The following is a 19,160-nucleotide window of genomic DNA, read 5'->3' as shown; positions in this document are numbered from 1 at the left end:
TTTAAACAATTTAGAAATTTCAACTAAACTCTCTACTGAGCTATTTCCAATGACATATTTTTACCATTAAAACTTAACTGATTAATTTTCTTTAATAATTGATCAGTATAATTGGCGTCAACTTCGAAAAAGGTAAATTTATCTCTAATATCAATTTCGCCAATATCCGCTCTCGCACCTTTCGTGTTTTTATTAATTAAGTCAATAACCGTTACTTTGTTAAGATTATCTCTTTTGCCTAAATTAAAGAAAAAACGAGTGAAATTCCCTTTTTTACTTTTTCTGTTTCTTTTATTTCCGTCTTTTGAGTCTTTTCTATCCTTTCTGTTTCGGCTTGTGGAAGATTTTTTACCTCTTTCGGCTGCTCTTTCGTTCTTATCAATAGGAGCAATATCTTTCTCGTTTTTATAGAATTCCCAAGTTGATTTTAATTCAAGGAACATTACCCTTTTATAAAGTTCTTCTTTAGAAATGTTGGATAGATCAGGAATAGTGGAAAGTTCAAATTCTTCGGAATCAAAATCGGAATTAAGCAGCTTATCCGATAAATAAAGTTCTTTCGCTTTTAAAATATCCTCTTTAGTAGGAATTTTCATTTCTTCTACCTTAATAGAAGTTTCCTTTTTAATACGATTAAATTTAACCATTTCGCTAGGACGGATAATAGCTATAGATTCTCCGTCTTTTCCTGCTCTACCGGTTCTACCGCTTCTATGAATGAAAACTTCCGGATCATCAGGTAATGAATAATGAATCACATGAGTAAGGTCATTTACATCCAATCCTCTGGCTGCAACATCCGTAGCAACAAGGATTCGTAAATTTTTTAATCGGAATTTTTTCATTACCATATCTCGTTGAGATTGTGATAAATCTCCATGCAAAGCATCAGCTGCATATCCTTGGTGCATTAAGAAATCTGCAACATGTTGAGTTTCCACTCTCGTTCTGCAGAAAATAATTGAATATATATTGGGATTTGCATCCAATACTCTTCGTAAACCGTTATTTTTTTGACGGTCACGCACCATTACGAATTTATGAGTAATATTTTTCTTTACTTCATTAATTCCTCCTGCTGATATTTTTTGTGCACCCTTCATATAATTTTTAGCAATAGCCTCTACTTGTTTAGACATTGTTGCTGAAAATAATAAAGTTTGTCTGTCTTTAGGCGTTTCTTTAAGAATTGTTTCCAATTCGGCTTTAAAGCCCATAGATAACATCTCATCTGCTTCGTCTAAAATCAACCATTGAATTTGATTAATTTTTAGAACCCCCCTTTTAAGCATATCATTAACCCTTCCCGGTGTACCTATTACAATTTGAGGATTATTTTTCAAACCTCTGATTTGCTCAGAAATATTGGATCCGCCATATACTGCCAATGAGCGTATTTTGGATAAATATTTTGAATAACTGGCAATATCTTTAGAAATTTGTAAACACAGTTCACGAGTTGGACAAAGAATTAAGGCTTGAACATGTTTTTGATAGGGATCTATCATTTCCAATATAGGTAATGAAAATGCAGCAGTTTTACCGGTACCGGTTTGTGCTAAAGCTATTAAGTCTTCTTCCTTGGATAATAAATAGGGAATGGTTTGCTTTTGGATTTCAGTGGGTTGAGTGTAACCCAACTCTGTTATGGCCTTTAACAAATCTTCTGATAGGCCATACTCTTTGAATAAATTCATCAATAATTTTTAAAAATCAATACAAAGATATGATTTGTTTGTTAATTAACAATTCAAGAATTGATTTATGTTTTTTAATAATTACTGAATTTATCCGTATTTTATTATTTCTTCCAGTTTTTCGATATCTTTTATAATAATGTCTTTGCCCTTCGTTTTGATCAGTTTTTCTTGTTCAAATTTTGTAAGGGTATGAATAATGCTTTCTCTGGAATATCCTATAATTTCAGCAATTTCAGCTCGAGTTAAACTTATGTCCTTAAAATTTTTATTACAAAATTTTAAAATAAACATTGCCATAGCTCCTTCTACATTTTTAAAACTAAGATTAATCAACCATTCCATGGTTTCCCGTAGTTTAAATTCTAATTTATTGCTGATTTTAAGATAAAATGATTTATTTAATTCACATATTTTTTGAAACAAGTTTTTAGGAAAAACCATTAATTTAGAAGCGGTAAGCGAGTGAGTACTGTAAGGATAATGTTCCAATAATATATAATCCTTACCTATAATTTCACCCTTTCGAGCTATATAAACAATTTTTCTTTTATTGCCGGATTGGTACGTCATTTTACAATACCCTTCCAAAACAAAATATATATTAACCGCAAAACTACCCTGTTTAAAAAGAGCTTCTCTGGAATCAAAGTCAACAATACTACAATTTTGAGAGAGAAACATTTTCTCCTCCTCAGTTAATATAGCATAAAAAGGGATGGTAGTAATCAGCTTCTCCATGTTCAAAAAAGTAAGATTTTTCACTTACAAAGGTAGTTATATTGTTTTTAAAATACAAATAACATCACTTACAAAAAATAATGAAAATCTTAATTATCTGTTTACATTTGCAAATATTAAATAATTAAAACTAAGATTTGTTATAAATATTATACATATTATTAGGTTTAAATTAAATAAAATTAATTTTTAGATGAGTAACACTTTAATGATTTTGCTGGAATTTATGGTTGTAATGGCAGCCATATTTATCGGGGCGAGAAAAGGAGGTTTAGGATTAGGTATTTTCGGAGGTCTGGGATTGGCTGTTTTAGTTTTTGTTTTTAAGCTGAAGCCGCAAAATCCACCCATAGATGTCATGTTAATGATAGTTGCCGTAATTACGGCAGCAAGTACATTACAAGCATCCGGGGGTATAGACTATATGGTAAATATCGCTGAAAAGCTTTTAAGAGCTTATCCTCCTGCCATTACCATAGTAGCCCCTATTGTTTCTTATATTTTTACGATGATTGCAGGTACCGGACACATAGCCTATGCACTGTTGCCTATAATATCAGAAGTAGCCACCGATGCAAAGGTGAGGCCTGAAAGACCGTTAAGCATTTCGGTCATCGCGTCACAACAAGCCATAACCGCAAGTCCCATTTCAGCAGCTACGGCAGCTTTACTTAGCGTAATTATGGTAAAAAACCCGGAATTAAGACTTACGGATATTTTAATGATATCAGTCCCATCCACTCTAATTGGAGTCATAGTTGCTGCAATTGTACAAATGTTTATAGGAGTAGATTTAGAAAAAGATCCTGAATATCAAAAAAGAATAAACGAAGGCTTATTAGAAATAAAAGAAAAAAGCAGCAAAAATAAAGTAAGTTTTGGAGCAAAACTATCTGTGATCATCTTTTTGGTTAGTGTTGTAGGGATAGTGGTATTTGGCTCCATAGACGGAATGAAGCCCACTTTTAATGGAGTACCAATGGCTATGCCTCATATCATAGAAATACTTATGTTGGCAGCAGCAGGATGTATCTTACTATTCACTAAAACCAATGTAGAAAAAATAGCAACCGGTTCCATTTTCTCTGCAGGAATGCAAGCAGTAATAGCTATTTTTGGTATAGCCTGGATGGGTGATACTTTTTTTGGTGGAAATTTAGATTTCTTCAAAGGATTGTTAACCACTATGGTTACAGAATATCCGTGGACCTTTGCAATAGCCTTATTTATTATGTCCATCATGCTGTTTAGTCAAGCAGCAACCGTACGAGCACTTATGCCGTTAGGGGTTTCCCTGGGCATACCTATCCCTAGTTTGATAGCTATGTTTCCGGCAGTAAATGGATATTTCTTTATTCCAAATTATCCAACCATAATAGCTGCAATAAACTTTGATCGTACCGGTACTACTCGTATAGGAAAATACGTAGTCAATCACTCTTTCCAATTACCGGGATTTATCGCAACCATTGTAGCTGTAAGTGTAGGTTTTGGTTTAGCTTATTTACTATTTTAAAAATAAAAAAACAACCGTAAAAAAATTAATAAATAAAAAATTATGTACAGAGTCGAAAACGATTTGATAGGAGATTTAGAAGTTCCTGAAAATGCATATTATGGAATTCAAACTCAAAGGGCTGTAAACAATTTTCATATAACAGGTATAAAATTATCTAATTATCCGGAATTAATTAAAGCATTAGCTTATGTAAAATGGGCGGCAGCAGAAACTAATTGTGAATTAGGAGTGTTAGATGAAAATATCAAAAATGCAATTGTAAAAGCATGTCAGGAAATTATAACCGGTAAATACGACAAAGAATTTCCAAGTGATGTAATTCAAGGAGGAGCAGGAACTTCAACCAACATGAACATAAATGAAGTGGTAGCCAATATTGCATTAGAAATAATGGGACATAAAAAAGGAGAATACCAATACTGTTCTCCTCACGATCACGTAAACCTTTCCCAATCTACTAATGATGCCTATCCAACTTCTATAAAATTAGCAGCAATTAATTCGAACATGATCTTAATTGATCATTTAAAACAATTAATTGAATCTTTCCGCAACAAAGGAAAAGAATTTATGCATGTTTTAAAAATGGGAAGAACCCAATTGCAAGATGCAGTACCAATGACTTTAGGTCAAGAATTTGAAGCTTTTGCAGAAACATTAAGTGAAGATGTGGACCGGTTGACTCAAAATTCTAATTTATTTTTAGAAATCAATATGGGTGCTACAGCCATCGGAACCGGATTAAACGCAATCCCCGGATATGCTGAATTATGTGCTAAAAAATTAGCGGAAATAACAAAATTACCGTTTATATCTGCGAAAAATTTAGTTGAAGCAACCCCGGATACCGGATCATATGTTATTTACTCGTCAGCTTTGAAAAGAGTAGCCATCAAGCTTTCAAAAATTTGTAACGATTTACGTCTATTATCATCCGGACCTCGTTGTGGACTGAACGAAATCAATCTACCGGCTATGCAACCGGGATCTTCCATTATGCCGGGAAAAGTTAATCCCGTTATTCCGGAAGCAATGAATCAAACTTGCTTTAAAGTTATTGGAAATGATTTAACAGTAACTATGGCGGCAGAATCCGGGCAACTCCAATTAAATGTAATGGAACCTGTAATTGCATACAGCTTGTTAGAATCAGTTCATATCTTAATGAACGCAATGGACTGTTTACGTATAAATTGTATCGACGGTATAACAGCTAATGAACAACATTGCAAAGATATGGTATTAAACAGTATAGGAATTGTTACAGCATTAAATCCCTATATAGGATACAAAAACAGCACCAAGATAGCTAAAGAAGCCTTAGAGAAAAATTTAAGTGTTTATGACTTAGTGCTCGAAAATAAGCTTTTATCAAAAGAAAAATTAGATGAAATATTGAACCCGCAAAATATGCTGGGGCCTCATAAGTATAAAGACTAATATAACCTTGAAAAGCAATTGAGAAATCAATTGCTTTTTCTTTTTTAGTTATATATACTATCAAGAAATTCATTGAAATATTGAACCTAATATAAATACTTTTAAGGAAGAATTTTTTAGACATTAAATAAGAATAGTGAAAAAATATAAGTTCATTTTGTTGGCATATTAATTGTATTTTATATAGAGTTATTTTATGGGATAAAAAATATTATTTTCTTTTTTTATCTCTAATTAACCTAAAAAATATTTATTAAAAAACAAGATATATGGAATGGATTTTAAAAACTATTCAAGGTTCTCCTGAATTAGCTATTTTTCTCACCTTAGCATTAGGTTTTGCAATCGGACAAATAAAAATTAAAGGATTTAGTTTAGGCGCCGTTACGGGCGTTCTTTTAATGGGAGTATTAATCGGACAGCTGGGTATTTCCATTTCGCCTACTGTAAAATCAGCATTTTTTCTCATATTTTTATTTGCCGTTGGATATAGTGTGGGTCCTCAATTTGTGCACGGATTAAAAAAAGAAGGATTGCCGCAAATTGCATTTGCAGCCTTAGTATGTGTATCTTGTTTATTAGTGGGATGGGTTGCCGCAATTATTGCAGGTTTTGATGTAGGAAATGCAGCAGGATTATTAGCCGGAGCTAATACCATATCAGCAGTAATTGGAGTAGCATCCGATACGATAAATCAGTTAAGTATAGACTCTTCTCAAAAACAACAATTAATAAATCACATTCCCGTTGCGTATGCAGTAACTTATATATTTGGAACAGCAGGGACAGCATGGTTTTTATCATCCATTGGACCTAAACTTTTAGGAAAAGATGTTATAGGGCAAACCAAAAAATATGAAGAATCACTAGGAGGAGAAATACAAGATGATGATTCAAGTTTAGAATATGCTTACGATGGAGCAACTTTTAGAGTAATTGAAGCAGGAAGTTCATTTTTTAATCAAAAACGCTCCGTTCAAGAGGTTGAAAATTTACTAGTAAACAAAGGATGGCCCGTCTATGTTGAACAAATTCGTTCAGCTTCCAACAATGAAATTATTTCAGATCCCAATCCTGATACTACTATCAATAGGGGAGATCGAATGGTTTTAAATGGCCCGTTAGATACCATTTTATCCGATGAAAATCTGGTTGGTAAAGAAGTAGCAGATTTGGAATTATTGGATTTTAAGGTAGAAAGTTTGAAGGTAATGGTTGCCAATAAAGAAATAATTGGAAAATGTTTGCATACCTTAAAATACAATAAAAACAGACACGGAGTAATCATATTAAAAATACATAGAGGAAAAACAACAATTCCATTATTAAAAAATGTAACCATCCAACGAGGAGATATTGTAGAAATAGAAGGCAGGAAAACAGACGTAGATAAATTTGCTTCCTATTTAGGTTATCCGGAAAGACCCACTAATGTTACTGATATTCTTTATATAGGACTGGGTATTTTTTTAGGAGGATTATTAGGGTCATTATCAATCCGTACCGGAAATATTCCCTTAAGTTTAAGTGCCAGTGGAGGAGTTTTAATTATGGGAATTATATTCGGATGGTTACGATCCTTGCGACCTACTTTTGGATACATTCCTTCGCCCTCAGTTTGGCTGATGAATAATTTGGGTTTAAATATGTTTATTGCTGTAGTGGGAATAAATGCAGGACCCGATTTTATTTCTGGATTGAAAACGGCCGGAGTAAGCTTATTTATCGCAGGAATATTTGTAAGTATCGTACCCATGTTCATTGGTATATTATTGGGAAGATATGTATTTAAATTCAATCCTGCCATTACCTTAGGTGCTTGTGCAGGAGCCCGAACTACAACTGCTGCTTTGGGAGCCTTGGAAGATACATTACAAAGTAAAGTTCCGGCCCTGTCTTATACCACTACTTATGCCGTTGGTAATACACTACTTATTATATGGGGTGTAGTAATTGTTTTGTTAATGAGCTAGCCATTGAACACTAAAAATCAGTAAAACAAGAAAAAAGTAAATAACAATGGATATTTCTAAACTAAAAACCTCTCGTCGTAAAGAGCAGCAATTAGAACAACTAAGCCCTTTTGAGTTAAAGAATGATTTGATTAAATTGGCCTCAGATCAACAAACTAAACCAACCAGAACCATGTTAAATGCAGGTCGTGGAAATCCCAATTGGATAGCAACAGTTCCTCGAGAAGCATTTTTTACCTTAGGAAGGTTCGGAATAGAAGAATGTAAAAGAACCTTAAATAAACCCGAAGGATTGGCGGGTATACCCGAAAAAAAAGGAATAGGTAAAAGATTTGAAGCATTTTTGGAAAAAAATAAAGACCAACCCGGTATCGAACATTTAAAAAATACCTATAAATATGGTATAGAAAAACATAAATACGATCGCGACAGTTGGGCGCATGAATTAGCGGAAGGAATTATCGGAGATCAATATCCAAGTCCGGTAAGGATGTTAAAACACATAGAACCCATAGTTCACGATTATCTCATTCAAGAAATGTGCGGGAATAATCCGCAAAGAAGTGGTAAATATGATATTTTTGCCGTAGAAGGAGGTACGGCTGCCATGTGTTATATTTTTGATTCTTTGATGGAAAACTATTTATTAAGAAAAGGAGATCATATTGCTTTAGGAGTTCCCGTTTTTACTCCTTACTTAGAAATACCTGAATTAAAAAGGTATGACTTTAAGGTAACTTACGTTCATGGTACAGGAAAAAATAGCGACGGAACTTCCAACTATCAATATCCGGATGAAGAATTAGATAAGTTAGGAGACAAAACCATCAAAGCCTTTTTCATTGTTAACCCAAGTAATCCCACCTCAGTAGAAATTTGCGATAAGAGTAGAAAATATCTCATAAAAATAGTTAAAAACCTCAATCCAAATTTAATGATATTGACGGATGATGTTTATGGTACTTTTGTTCCCAAATTTAGCTCATTAATGAACGAATTACCACAAAATACACTTTGTGTTTATTCATTCTCAAAATATTTCGGAGCCACAGGATGGCGTTTAGGGGCTATTGCTTTATATGAAGATAATATTTATGATAAAATGCTAAAAGCAATACCTGAAAAAGAAAAAGCCAAAACAGCAAAATTATATTCCAGTTTGACTTTATATCCTGAAAAACTGAAATTTATTGACCGATTAGTAGCAGACAGTCGTCAAGTTGCATTGAATCATACTGCAGGATTATCCTTACCTCAACAAATACAAATGATGTTGTTTGCATCGTTTGCATTATTGGATAAGCAAAATCACTATAAAAAAGTATGTACAGATTTAGTAAAACATAGATTTAATCTACTTTGGGAAGGAATGAATATACCTATCAAACCCGATCCGGAAAGAGCATCTTATTATTGTGAAATAGATATTCATGAATGGGCATCTAAAAATTACGATAAAGATTTTGTTACTTTCTTGGAAAAGAATTTTGAACCCGTAGATATACTTTTCAGATTAGCCGAAAAATCTTCCATAGTATTATTAAATGGAGGAGGATTTGCCGGTCCGGAATGGTCCGTAAGAGTATCGTTAGCTAATTTAGATGACGATGATTATAAAACAATAGGAAAAAAGCTTTCCGAAACAATGTACGAATACGTAGAAGCATGGAAAAATTCAAAAAAATAAATTCAAATATTAATTATAATTATTTAACTATGAAAACAAAAAGTTTAAAAAATTTGTTCAGTTTGTTTGTATTGTTTATTTTTATGGCGGTTAACGCACAGTATAAACCAACTATTTACATTTTAGCAACAGGAGGAACCATCGCAGGACAAGGGTCATCCTCTGTAACTCAGGCATATACAGCCGGTTCTATTACAGTAGATGAACTTTTAAAAGCAGTTCCTTCCATTAAAGACATTGCTAACATTAAAGCAGAGCAAGTAGCAAATATCGGAAGTCAGGACATGAATGACGATGTTTGGCTAAAATTATCGAAAAGAGTTAATGAATTGCTTAAACAAAAAGATGTAGACGGAATTGTAATTACCCACGGTACCGATACTCAAGAAGAAACAGCATATTTTCTTAACTTAACCGTAAAAAGCAACAAGCCTGTAGTATTAGTAGGTTCCATGCGTCCATCTACTGCCATTAGTGCAGACGGTCCTAGAAATATTTACAATGCAGTTGCATGTGCTGGATCGCCGGAATCTTTAGGTAAAGGAGTAATGGTAGTAATGGATGATAAAATTATAGGGGCTGATGATATTACCAAAACACATACTCTTTCTGTAGGAACTTTTGAAGATCCAAATTATGGGAATTTGGGAATCGTGTATAACGGTAAACCCATCTATACCAGGGAATCTGTTAAAAGACATACAATAAATTCAGAATTTGACATAACTAACATAACTAAACTGCCTAGAGTTGAAGTAATTTTAAGTTATTCCAACGCTAAGTCATTATTTGTAGATGCTGCAGTTAATGCCGGAGTAAGAGGAATAGTAACTGCAGGAGTAGGTAACGGAAACATTACCACCGATCTACAAAATGCACTTGCAAATGCAGTAAAAAAAGGAATTGCAGTAGTTCGCTCCTCCCGAATTTCAATGGGGCCAACTGCTCAATATGATGAAGTAGATGACGATAAATATGGATTTACAGCATCTTGGTACTTAAATCCGTATAAATCCAGAGTATTGTTGATGCTTGCTTTAACCAAAACAAATAATTATAAGGAAATACAAAGAATGTTTACAGAATATTAAAAATTTATGAAGAAATTAAGTATTACGAAAAAAATTCTCATAGCGGCTAATTGTTTATTTTGTTTGTCCATGTTCGGACAGCAAACCAATCCAAGTACAGGAGAAAACACTGTCAATGAACCATCTTTCAAATCCGTTCTGGATAAGTTATTGAAAGATGACAAAATGTTAAATATTATGTTTGATACTCGTGTAGATTATCAAGCTACTTTTAAAGGAAGTAAAACGGATCAAAGCAGTTTCAGAGGAAATACTGTAAAAGTATGGTTTGAAGGTGAAATAATTCCCGGGTTTCGTTACAGGGTACGTCATAGACTAAATACCCCTCAAAACGCATTGTACAGAGATAACTATTCATCAGCAACCGATCAAGCATATTTCGAAATTGATGCAGGAAAAAATTTAACATTCCGTGTAGGTAAACAAGCAGTACAATTCGGTACTTTTGAATTTGACTATAATGCTGCTGATGTTTACTTATATACTATGACCTATAATGACCTGGATGCGTATAAAACGGGGGTTAATGTAGCTTATAGAGTAGCAGGACAAACCTTAAATTTTGAAGTGGTAAATTCGGATGCTCCTCAATTTGCTACCGATAAATATAAAAATAAATCGTTAGCAGGTTTATTCTTATGGGAAGGTAGCCTTTTCAACAATGTATTTAGAACTCGATATGGATACGGGGCTTTTCAACATGATGCGAGCAAATATTATAACTGGATAACCATTGGTAACCAAATCAATCTTAAAAAATTTACAGCTGAATTAGATTGGTATATGGGAGATCGTGATATGGATTACGGGGATGTCGTTCAAAATGAAGATTTAGGATTAAGACATGTTAGAGACAATTCTGTTTCAGTTAATTTTAAATACGATTTAGGAAAGATAAAACCTTTAATTAAAGGAGTATGGAATAAAAGAAGAGATCAAATAAATTCTTCATCCTATATTAATGGAGGTGTTCAAGCAGCAGTTGAATATTATCCATTTACAGATCCGGCTATTAAAGACCTTAGATTCCACCTTATGTATGCATATAACAGAACCAATTTTAACGGAATATATAATGGTTTAGATGGAATTAATGGAAATCAAATTATTGCAGGTATGCGTTGGTTCTTGAAAATCAAATAGAAATTGTACGATTATACTCAAATATTTTGACAAAAAAGCCTTATAATTTATTTATAAGGCTTTTTTTATACCTTAATTTTTTAAATGTAAAATTTAAACTTAATAGAAATAAAAAATCATTTTAAAAACAATCGAAATAAAAATAGAGCTTATATTTTTCGGATGATTTTTCCGGTAGGAGTTTTAGCAAAGCTTTCAACATAAATAAACTCTTTAGGTTTTTCATATTTATTTTCGTAATTGAAATCTAGAATTTGTTTTTCCAAATTGAGATCTTTTTTTCCGGCTATAATAATCACTACTTTACTACCTAGTAAAGGATCTTGTACGGATGAAATGATAAAATCAGATTGAATAATAGATTTGAGTTGTTTTTCGACTTGTTCAGGAAAAATTTTAATTCCTCCGGAATTAATTACATGGTCCATTCTTCCTTTCCATTCAAATTCATTGTCAGAAATGAGCGAAACCAGATCATTAGTTACAATTTCTTCATCCAAAAATGGAGGAAGAATACACAAACAACCTCTTTCATCCACACGAATTTTAGTATAGGGCATAACTTTAAAAGCCGAATTTGCCGCATGACCCGATATTTTTTTTAGTGCAATATGAGATATCGTTTCCGTCATTCCAAAAGATTCATAAATATCGGTAGTTTGGTTTTTTAATTCGGATACCAATTGAGCGGAAGGCTGAGCGCCTCCTACAATCAATTTTTTTATAAGGTAAATCTTATCCAATGAATTTTCAACTTGCATAGGCGTCATTGCAGAAAAGGTAAATTCTCTGTTAAGATTCTCAAGGGGATGAGATACGGGCTTAATGCAATAAAGATCTAATTTCCAAACGATAGCTCTTACTAACATCATCTTACCTGCTATATAGGAAGAAGGCATACAAAGGAGAGCGCTGTCATTAGCTTTAAGATTTAAAAAAGTACCCGTCATCTTTGCGCTTTCAGCCATAGCTTTTTTAGTCAGTTCAATATTTTTTGGAGTTCCGGTGGAACCGGATGTCTTTGTGATTATAGTGGGTGAAGCAGAATACCAATCTTTTAAAAAATCAACAAGGTCTATTTGCCATTTTTCTTGACAAGGTATTGCATTTACGTCTATAGGTTTTGAAAAATTCAGATGAATCATAAGAAATTTTTTATCTTTATACGATAATGATTACTATCAATGAAACTATATATTTCAGAAGTATTTAACGGATACTTTTTTCAATTTATGGATTATAAAATAGATATTCACCCCTTACGGAAAGTTTAGAAGGGAAATTATTAGTATATAAACTTCCTGTACCCAAACCTTGCGGCATATCTTTATGAAATAAAGCAGTCCATTGCGCTATAGCATTTAATCCAATATTGGATTCTAAGGCTGAAGTGATCCACCAATCTATATTTTTAGATTCGGCTATTTCAATCCATTCTTCCGATCCTTTCCATCCGCCAATTAAAGAAGGTTTTAAAATTATATATTGAGGTTTTATAATTTCTAACGTTTTTTCCTTTAGATCTTTATAAAACTTACCGATCAATTCTTCGTCCAAAGCAATAGGAGTGGGAGTATATTTGCATAATTCAGCCATTTGATTTTCATTTCCGGCTTTAATAGGTTGTTCAATGGAATGAATTTCAAGTTGAGCCAGTTTATCTAATACCTTTTTTGCTTCCTCAAAAGAAAATCCGCCATTAGCATCCACTCTCAATTCCAATTGAGAAGCAGAAAATTCATTCCGTAAGTTTTGTAATATTTTATATTCTTCTTGCCAGTTAACACCAATTTTAAGTTTTATACAACTATAATTTTGTTCAAGTTTTTGTTGGATTTGCTCACGCATAAAGTCCAAATTTCCCATCCAAATTAATCCGTTGATTTTAATTCCTTGTTTTCCTTCGGTAAATTCAGAAGGAAAAAACATCCCGTCTTTCCTGTTTTCAATTTGAGCAAAAATCTGTTCAATACCGAATTGTATGGAAGGAAATTCTTGACAATTCGTAAGCAAAAATTCTTTTCCTTCATTGATATGATCACATACCCATTGCAGTTTAGGCTCATATTCCATTTCGGAATCAGCACTTAAACCCCTAAAAAAACTACATTCGCCAACATATTCCGTATCTGAATTTTGAACTTTTAAAAGATAAGTTAGCTTAGAATTTAATGTTCCGCGAGAAGTTCCTGCCGGACGCTTAAATTGTAATTCGTATGAGGTGAAATTTGCCTGTATCATATAAAAAAATAATTATAATTAGTGAGATATTTATCTTAACTTGAACAAAAGTTAAAAACTTTATCAAAGTTATTACCAACGCTAAAATTACAAATAATATGAAGAAAATTTTATTATTTTGGATTGTACTATCCACTTGTTTTTTTTATTCTCAGCAAGCTGAGATACCGTTTATAGAAAATAAGTCAATACCTCTCAACTATTATGCGGATGCATACGGTACGGGATATGACTTAAAAACACGTTTGAAAGAAATTATCAAACAGGGACATGTACCCATTGGATATAAAGGTTTGTGGAATTTATATAAGTCCATGAGTGCTTTTGGTGATCAATGGTATGAAAACGACGGAACTGTTTTGGATATTTATTCTGAGATACCAAACGGTGCGGATCCCTACAATTATCGGTTTGGAGTAGATCAGTGCGGAAATTATACTAAAGAAGGAGATTGTTATAATAGAGAGCACCTGATACCTCAATCTGTATTTTATAAAAAAAATCCCATGCTGTCTGATGCCTTTCATATTTGGCCAACGGACGGAAAAGTGAATGCGATGAGAAGCGATTATCCTTTTGGCAGAGTAGGTAACAGCAAATGGGTATCCAAAAACGGGTCTCAATTGGGTAGCAATGCTAATTCAGGGTATTCTAAAGGATATAAAGGAGTCGTTTTTGAACCCATTGATGAATTTAAGGGCGATATAGCTCGAGCATTCTTTTATTTTGCAACCCGATATGAAGATGAAATCAGTTCTTGGAGTTTTGATATGTTTAATAGAACAAAAAATCAAGTGTTTACCGATACCTTTAGAAATATATTGCTGACTTGGCATGTGATGGATCCTGTCAGCGATCGAGAAATAGCTATGAATGAAGCTATTTATAGTAAACAAAAAAATCGTAATCCCTATATAGACCATCCCGAGTGGGTGGAAATGGTATGGGGAAATAATTTAAAAGTGGAAAGTTTTGAATATCAACCCAGAGATTTTTTAGAAATTTATCCTACTCTTTCTTCGGGAACTGTTTATATAAAATCCAACGATTATAAATCCGCAATAAAAAAAGTGATGGTTTTTTCTTTAAACGGAATTTTATTACAAACCATTGTCAATTCCTATAACAGCGATTTATTGACGATTACTATTCAAAAATCAGGAAGTTACATAATAAAAGTAATGGGAAATGATTTTGAAGTAAACAGAAAAGTTATAATCCAATAAAAATAGGATAGAATTTAAAAGAGGAGAAATTAATTTTCTCCTCTTTTTTACTTTTCATTTGTTTATATTTCGGTAACGTATAAAACTACATAAAAAATACCGATAAGCTTCTGGCTCCTTGTGCTCCTCGAACCATAACAGCTCCTATATCAGCCGTAGCAGAAGGACCTAACATAAAACAACCGTAATTGTTATCATTAAGATTAATTCTCGAATACGCTTCATACATGTCTCTAACTATATCTTGAGGCTTTAACAAAATAATTAAATGTTGAGAAAGAAAACCTAACGAAGTAACCATCATACCTTTTTCTGTCAACCAGACCATACCGTTTTCTGAAACACCAAATTCCGCTCGAATAATTCCAACATCCACATCATCCAATTGATGAGGATCAGTTACTTTGGATAAATCTTTATTTCCCGGAAATTCGATGGCAGAAGAACAAATTACTTTAGCTTGCGGATGCAATTCTTTAATTTTGTTTTCGCCTTCCTCAATGGAATTTATGGTGAAGCAAGTACCGGCATTTAAGATTAAATTTTCCTTAAATTCTTCCACAATATCTTTTGAGCTTTTGGGAAATGAAGGAATTACAGGATAGGGATATTGGGTCCCTTGAGGCTTATTTTTACGAATAGCTTCTAATATATGTTCTTTAGTACTTATCATTTTTTTCTTTTCTGTTTTTAATATACCAATCTCTAAATGTATTTTTTGCCATGGAAAACATTTTACGTTCTTGAGTCCATGGATTTAAACTGCTGTATATAAGAAAATCGGGCACTATGGGCAGTGCTTTTTCTGCAAAAGCTTCCGTTGTTCTAAATAGATGCGGATGACCTAAAACAGCACCGGCTGCTTTCAGCGCATATTTTCGATTTGAAGGCATGTATCCTTTGTCGACAACCAATTTCCTCCATTTGTAGATTTGATTGGATATGTCAATTTTTACCGGACAAACATCAGAACAAGAGCCGCATAAAGTGGAATGATACGGAAGCTCTTTATATTTTTCAAGATCGAAAGTCGGGCTTAATATAATTCCTATCGGACCGGAATAGGTTGATTCATAAGATAAACCACCACTTCTTCTGTAAACCGGACAAGTATTCATACATGCACCGCAACGGATACATTTTAGAGAAGTCCAAAAATCTTCCATGCCTAAACGGGTAGATCTTCCATTATCAGTTATAATAATATGAAGTTCTCCATTTTTTCGAGGTCCGGTGAAATGCGAAGTATATTGGGTTGCCGGAGTTCCCAGTGCACTTCTGGATAAGAGGCGTATAAAAATTCCTAAATCTTCCACCTTTGGAATTATTTTTTCAATACCTATACTAGCAATATGAAGAGGAGGTACGGCTGCTCCAATATCCGCATTACCTTCATTAGTGCAGACAACAAAAGTTCCTGTTTCAGCTATCGCGAAATTGGCACCGGTCATTCCTGCCCCTGCTCGTAAAAATTTAGGTCTGGCATTATTCCTCATCGCTTCATTTAAAGAATGCGGATCCGTATCATTAGGATCAGTACCTATGGTTTTCGCAAAGAGTTGGGCGATATCTTCCGTGGTTTTTTCAATGGCGGGCATAACAATATGAGCCGGTGGTTGATGCGAAAGCTGCTGTATTCTTTCGCCCAAATCAGACTCAGTAACTTCAATTCCCTTGGATTCTAAAAAGCTTGTCATTTCACACTCTTCTTGTAGCATGGATTTGCTTTTTATAATTTCAGTTACTTTTCTTTCTTGTAAGATATTGTAAACGATTTCATTATGTTCCTGGGCATCTCTAGCCCAGTGAACCACTGCTCCTCTTTTAGAGGCATTTTCTGCAAAAGTAGATACATATTCGTCCAAGTGAGACAAAGTGTGTTCCTTTATTTTAGATGCTAATTCTTTAAGTTCTTCCCATTCCGGTATGGATTGGGCTATTCGATCTCTTTTTACTCGGGCATTCCAAAGGTTTTTATCGTGTTCCTTTTCGTGTATGTTATCTTGATTTATAAAATCAGCAGAATTTTTTTCAATGTTGACAATCTTCTTTTTCATTTTCAAAGTTTAAAATGGACCTCCGTTAAGAACTTGGGCAATATGAAGAAAAGGTAAATGGGTAATGCCATTTTTTAAAGCAACTCCCTTTTGGTGCATTAAGCAAGACATATCGGGAGAAACTACATATTCTGCTCCACTGGTTACGTAATCTGAAATTTTGTCTTTACCCATTTTTCCGCTCACTACTTCATCAGTTACACAAAAAGTGCCTCCAAAACCGCAACATTCGTCCGGTCTGCTCATCTCTGCTATTTCCAGTCCATCAATCATTTTTAATAAATCAGCAGATTTATTATAGGGAGTTCCTATGATTTCCGAAGGTTTGGCAATACCCAATCCTCGGATGGAGCTGCAGCTATTGTGTAGAGCAACTTTGTGTTTGAATTCAACACCCGGAAAACTTTTTACTTGTAGGATGTCGTGTAAAAATTCAACCAATTCATAGGTGTTTTTTCTGACTTGCTTTACCTCATCGGTTTGCTCTAAATTATCAAAATGTAAACGGACTTGCTTTACACAACTTCCGGCAGGACCAACGATGTACTCATAATCCTTAAAATTTTGAATAAATAATTTTTGTGCAGTTTCTGCACTTTTGTAATCGCCCTCATTGGACATGGGTTGGCCGCAACATGTTTGCTCCATTGGATATTCTACATCCAAACCCAATTTTTCTAATAATTCCAAAGTTGCTATTCCTACTTCCGGGTAAATAGCATCAATATAACATGGAATAAATAAACCAATTTTCATAATAGATTTTTAATTTTATAGATAATTTTGTTATTTATAATCATTCTAAAGTAAATAAATCTAGGTATTTATATTATTTTAGCATTTTATTGTACAATTTATAGTGATAGCAAAGATTGTGCTTAATGAAAGGTTTTACTCAAAAATTTTTTCAGTTATCTTTGTTAAAAATTAAAATTCTGATATTTACCAATTTTTTCGGATAAATAAAACGTATGAGGTTAACGGATTCATTGAGTAACTTACCTGTTGAAAAAAAATATTTATTAGCAGTTAGTGGAGGAGTCGATAGTATGGTATTGTTGCATTTATTTTATAATTCTCCTTACCGTTTTAGTGTAGTTCATTGTAATTTTCGGCTAAGAGGGGAGAATTCAGATTTAGACGAAAAATTGGTGAAGGACTTTTGTGATGATCATGATATTGAGCTTTTCGTTAAAACCTTTGATACCTTAAAAATTAAGAAAAATAGAGAATCTATTGAAATGGTTGCCAGGAACTTAAGGTATGATTATTTTCAAGAATTAATAAAAAAGCACTCTTTTGATTATCTTGTTACCGCACACCATCTTAATGATAATGTAGAAACTTTTTTTATAAATCTATTGAGAGGTTCAGGCATTAAGGGACTATCAGGAATGCAAATGATTGCAAATTATATTGTAAGACCTTTATTGCCTTTTACCCGAAATGAAATCGTTAATTTTGCTCGGAATCATTCAATCACTTGGAGAGAAGATGCTTCGAATCAAACGTTGGATTATTTGAGAAATAAAATTCGTCATCAGATTATTCCTGAATTTCAAGATATATCACCCGTTTTTTTACATCAAGTAGAAAAAAGTATGAGTATTTTACATGAAACTCAATCTTTTTTAGAATCACAGGTGCAAGAATTACAAATAAAAGCAGAAGTTTTTGTTGAGACAGGGGTGAAGGCTTACTCATTAGATAAACTCCTACAAGCTGATTTTCTTTTGTCTTACCATTTACTTTCCAAATATGGTTTTACTAATAAAAAAGATTGTGAAAATATCTTAAATGCTCATACAGGAAGTTTATTTGAATCACAAGAGTATAAAGCTTGGGTGGATAGGGGAACGTTGTTGTTAGCTAATAGAAGTAAAACGGAATTTTCAACTGTTAATTTTTTAATTCCATCGGTTCCGTGGATACTTAAGCAACCGTTTGAATTTACTTGTTGTGTAGTTGATAAAGCTATATTTAAGGAAGGAGAAAGTATTGATTTTCAAAAAGTTGAATTTCCTTTAGTTTTAAGAAATTGGAAGGAAGGGGATTATTTTTACCCTATTAATGGATTAGGTAAAAAGAAGGTAAGTAAATTTTTAAAGGATCATAAGGTATCTAATTTTCAAAAAGAGAAAGTATTGGTTTTATGTAATAATTCAGGAGAAATTATTTGGTTGGTAGGGTTTCGTTTAGATGATCGTTTCAAAATATCACCTTCCACTCAAAAATTTCTTCATTTAAATTATAAAGCATAAGAGTTAAGGATAATAAACTTTTATAAAGTAAATTTTTTCTTATTTAAAGCTAGTAGGTATCATGTTTGTATCTTTTAATAATAA

Annotated in this window: 15 protein-coding genes; 8 read left to right on the top strand and 7 right to left on the bottom strand. The window is 33.1% G+C overall.

Annotated elements, in window-relative coordinates; genetic code table 11:
* Positions 1-32: 32 nt before the first annotated feature.
* A complete protein-coding gene (locus G8C41_RS07155) occupies positions 33-1,697 on the bottom strand; it encodes a DEAD/DEAH box helicase (protein ID WP_160566622.1) in 1,665 nt (554 codons plus the stop codon).
* A 90-nt stretch (positions 1,698-1,787) separates the two neighbouring features.
* Positions 1,788-2,438, bottom strand: a complete 651-nt coding sequence (locus tag G8C41_RS07150; RefSeq protein WP_166006947.1) for a Crp/Fnr family transcriptional regulator — start codon at positions 2,436-2,438, stop codon at positions 1,788-1,790.
* A 208-nt stretch (positions 2,439-2,646) separates the two neighbouring features.
* On the opposite strand from G8C41_RS07150, the gene G8C41_RS07145 reads away from it, so the two are divergent.
* The 6 genes from G8C41_RS07145 to G8C41_RS07120 all read left to right on the top strand — a co-directional run bounded on the left by G8C41_RS07145 (position 2,647) and on the right by G8C41_RS07120 (position 11,291).
* Positions 2,647-3,954 carry an anaerobic C4-dicarboxylate transporter family protein gene (locus G8C41_RS07145; protein ID WP_160542829.1) on the top strand — a complete coding sequence of 436 codons (1,308 nt, stop codon included), beginning with the start codon at positions 2,647-2,649 and terminating at the stop codon, positions 3,952-3,954.
* A gap of 42 nt (positions 3,955-3,996) precedes the next feature.
* Positions 3,997-5,397 carry an aspartate ammonia-lyase gene (aspA, locus tag G8C41_RS07140; protein ID WP_166006945.1) on the top strand — a complete coding sequence of 467 codons (1,401 nt, stop codon included), beginning with the start codon at positions 3,997-3,999 and terminating at the stop codon, positions 5,395-5,397.
* A 269-nt stretch (positions 5,398-5,666) separates the two neighbouring features.
* A complete protein-coding gene (gene aspT, locus G8C41_RS07135) occupies positions 5,667-7,370 on the top strand; it encodes an aspartate-alanine antiporter (protein WP_160568352.1) in 1,704 nt (567 codons plus the stop codon).
* A 46-nt stretch (positions 7,371-7,416) separates the two neighbouring features.
* Positions 7,417-9,057, top strand: coding sequence for an aspartate 4-decarboxylase (gene aspD, locus G8C41_RS07130; protein WP_105297259.1), 1,641 nt, complete (start codon positions 7,417-7,419; stop codon positions 9,055-9,057).
* A 29-nt stretch (positions 9,058-9,086) separates the two neighbouring features.
* Positions 9,087-10,148 (top strand): type II asparaginase, encoded by a 1,062-nt coding sequence (locus tag G8C41_RS07125; protein WP_166006944.1) that lies wholly within the window; start codon positions 9,087-9,089, stop codon positions 10,146-10,148.
* 6 nt (positions 10,149-10,154) lie between these two features.
* Positions 10,155-11,291 (top strand): porin, encoded by a 1,137-nt coding sequence (locus tag G8C41_RS07120; protein WP_105297258.1) that lies wholly within the window; start codon positions 10,155-10,157, stop codon positions 11,289-11,291.
* A gap of 149 nt (positions 11,292-11,440) precedes the next feature.
* Here G8C41_RS07120 and G8C41_RS07115 read toward each other — a convergent pair whose 3' ends face one another.
* Together G8C41_RS07115 and G8C41_RS07110 are read right to left on the bottom strand one after the other, a co-directional pair.
* On the bottom strand, positions 11,441-12,436 hold the full coding sequence (locus tag G8C41_RS07115; RefSeq protein ID WP_166006942.1) for an AMP-binding protein: 996 nt from the start codon (positions 12,434-12,436) through the stop codon (positions 11,441-11,443).
* Positions 12,437-12,521: 85 nt separating this feature from the next.
* Entirely contained in the window at positions 12,522-13,532 is a 1,011-nt protein-coding gene (locus tag G8C41_RS07110; protein WP_166006940.1) for an o-succinylbenzoate synthase, read from the bottom strand.
* Between the two features lie 98 nt (positions 13,533-13,630).
* On the opposite strand from G8C41_RS07110, the gene G8C41_RS07105 reads away from it, so the two are divergent.
* Positions 13,631-14,758, top strand: a complete 1,128-nt coding sequence (locus G8C41_RS07105) for an endonuclease (protein ID WP_166006939.1) — start codon at positions 13,631-13,633, stop codon at positions 14,756-14,758.
* Positions 14,759-14,843: 85 nt separating this feature from the next.
* Here G8C41_RS07105 and G8C41_RS07100 read toward each other — a convergent pair whose 3' ends face one another.
* From G8C41_RS07100 to G8C41_RS07090, 3 genes are read right to left on the bottom strand one after another with little or no spacing between them, the layout of a single operon-like run.
* Positions 14,844-15,431: a lactate utilization protein C gene (locus G8C41_RS07100; RefSeq protein WP_255466926.1), complete on the bottom strand. Its 588-nt coding sequence runs from the start codon at positions 15,429-15,431 to the stop codon at positions 14,844-14,846.
* Positions 15,418-16,815, bottom strand: a complete 1,398-nt coding sequence (locus G8C41_RS07095) for a lactate utilization protein B (RefSeq protein WP_166006937.1) — start codon at positions 16,813-16,815, stop codon at positions 15,418-15,420. The genes G8C41_RS07100 and G8C41_RS07095 overlap by 14 nt, the downstream gene beginning before the upstream one ends.
* Before the next feature lie 9 nt (positions 16,816-16,824).
* Positions 16,825-17,571, bottom strand: coding sequence for a (Fe-S)-binding protein (locus G8C41_RS07090; RefSeq protein WP_160542657.1), 747 nt, complete (start codon positions 17,569-17,571; stop codon positions 16,825-16,827).
* A 215-nt stretch (positions 17,572-17,786) separates the two neighbouring features.
* Between G8C41_RS07090 and tilS the strand changes: the two genes are divergently transcribed.
* Entirely contained in the window at positions 17,787-19,076 is a 1,290-nt protein-coding gene (gene tilS / locus G8C41_RS07085; protein ID WP_166006936.1) for a tRNA lysidine(34) synthetase TilS, read from the top strand.
* The last annotated feature ends 84 nt before the right edge of the window (positions 19,077-19,160 follow it).

The sequence above is a fragment of the Apibacter sp. B3706 genome, assembly GCF_011082725.1.
Lineage (GTDB): Bacteria > Bacteroidota > Bacteroidia > Flavobacteriales > Weeksellaceae > Apibacter.
This window is presented reverse-complemented; position numbering and strand designations above follow the sequence as displayed.

Excerpts from the sequence above, each read along its gene's own strand:
- G8C41_RS07155 (WP_160566622.1), bottom strand. The coding sequence starts at position 1,697 with ATGAATTTATTCAAAGAGTATGGCCTATCAGAAGATTTGTTAAAGGCC.
- G8C41_RS07150 (WP_166006947.1), bottom strand. The coding sequence starts at position 2,438 with ATGGAGAAGCTGATTACTACCATCCCTTTTTATGCTATATTAACTGAG.
- G8C41_RS07145 (WP_160542829.1), top strand. The coding sequence starts at position 2,647 with ATGATTTTGCTGGAATTTATGGTTGTAATGGCAGCCATATTTATCGGG.
- aspA (WP_166006945.1), top strand. The coding sequence starts at position 3,997 with ATGTACAGAGTCGAAAACGATTTGATAGGAGATTTAGAAGTTCCTGAA.
- aspT (WP_160568352.1), top strand. The coding sequence starts at position 5,667 with ATGGAATGGATTTTAAAAACTATTCAAGGTTCTCCTGAATTAGCTATT.
- aspD (WP_105297259.1), top strand. The coding sequence starts at position 7,417 with ATGGATATTTCTAAACTAAAAACCTCTCGTCGTAAAGAGCAGCAATTA.
- G8C41_RS07125 (WP_166006944.1), top strand. The coding sequence starts at position 9,087 with ATGAAAACAAAAAGTTTAAAAAATTTGTTCAGTTTGTTTGTATTGTTT.
- G8C41_RS07120 (WP_105297258.1), top strand. The coding sequence starts at position 10,155 with ATGAAGAAATTAAGTATTACGAAAAAAATTCTCATAGCGGCTAATTGT.
- G8C41_RS07115 (WP_166006942.1), bottom strand. The coding sequence starts at position 12,436 with ATGATTCATCTGAATTTTTCAAAACCTATAGACGTAAATGCAATACCT.
- G8C41_RS07110 (WP_166006940.1), bottom strand. The coding sequence starts at position 13,532 with ATGATACAGGCAAATTTCACCTCATACGAATTACAATTTAAGCGTCCG.
- G8C41_RS07105 (WP_166006939.1), top strand. The coding sequence starts at position 13,631 with ATGAAGAAAATTTTATTATTTTGGATTGTACTATCCACTTGTTTTTTT.
- G8C41_RS07100 (WP_255466926.1), bottom strand. The coding sequence starts at position 15,431 with ATGATAAGTACTAAAGAACATATATTAGAAGCTATTCGTAAAAATAAG.
- G8C41_RS07095 (WP_166006937.1), bottom strand. The coding sequence starts at position 16,815 with ATGAAAAAGAAGATTGTCAACATTGAAAAAAATTCTGCTGATTTTATA.
- G8C41_RS07090 (WP_160542657.1), bottom strand. The coding sequence starts at position 17,571 with ATGAAAATTGGTTTATTTATTCCATGTTATATTGATGCTATTTACCCG.
- tilS (WP_166006936.1), top strand. The coding sequence starts at position 17,787 with ATGAGGTTAACGGATTCATTGAGTAACTTACCTGTTGAAAAAAAATAT.